The sequence below is a fragment of the Streptococcus sp. GMD3S genome (assembly GCF_000298695.2).
GTDB lineage: Bacteria > Bacillota > Bacilli > Lactobacillales > Streptococcaceae > Streptococcus.
The window spans coordinates 1-607 of record NZ_AJRC02000049.1; the positions used below are offsets into that span (position 1 = coordinate 1).

2 pseudogenes are annotated in these 607 nt (G+C 36.6%); both read right to left on the bottom strand.

The features are described from left to right. Nucleotides 1–290 (bottom strand): annotated as a pseudogene (locus GMD3S_RS10510) (Spy0128 family protein); the annotation flags it as partial. Between the two features lie 204 nt (nucleotides 291–494). Then, nucleotides 495–607: pseudogene (locus GMD3S_RS10815) on the bottom strand (ABC transporter ATP-binding protein); the annotation flags it as partial.

Below are 607 nucleotides of genomic sequence, written 5' to 3' on the forward strand. Positions count from 1 at the left end.
TCGATTTTGAACTCATTTGGAACGTGATAAACCATGAAATCACCGTTATTCAGAGTTACATTGTCTGGGAATGCGTAAGTTGTTTTAAGATAGAACTTACCTTCTCCATATTTGGCATGATCGACTAATCGGTTCGTATTAATCGTCGGCTCTGTAGTCAAAGTGTACTCTGATTCAGTTTTTTCGGCAGCACTAACTACTCCATTAAGTCTTAGTGCAGGCAAAAAGACCGACACAACCAGTAGCAAGGCCATCAAGCAACGAAAGAGTTTACTAGTTCTCTTTTTCACCACATTATCCTCCTTATTGTCTATAATGGTTCAATTATATTATACAGGTCTATAACAGTATGTCAACTATAATGTGCTAATTTTTATATTAACTTATCAGATAGATGGATAAGTCAGCCAATCCCACGTCCGCATAAGCTTTGAAACAATTAAATCCAAGCAGGGTTCTTGCTTGGACTTAATATATAATATTGTTCTAAGAATCTAAGTATTTAATCCCAATTCCGCTAAGATTTGACGTTTATAGGCAATTTTTTGGACTTCCTTGTCTTCGCTCTGGAACCAATCTAGTTTGACTTCAGAAACAATCTGTCCCG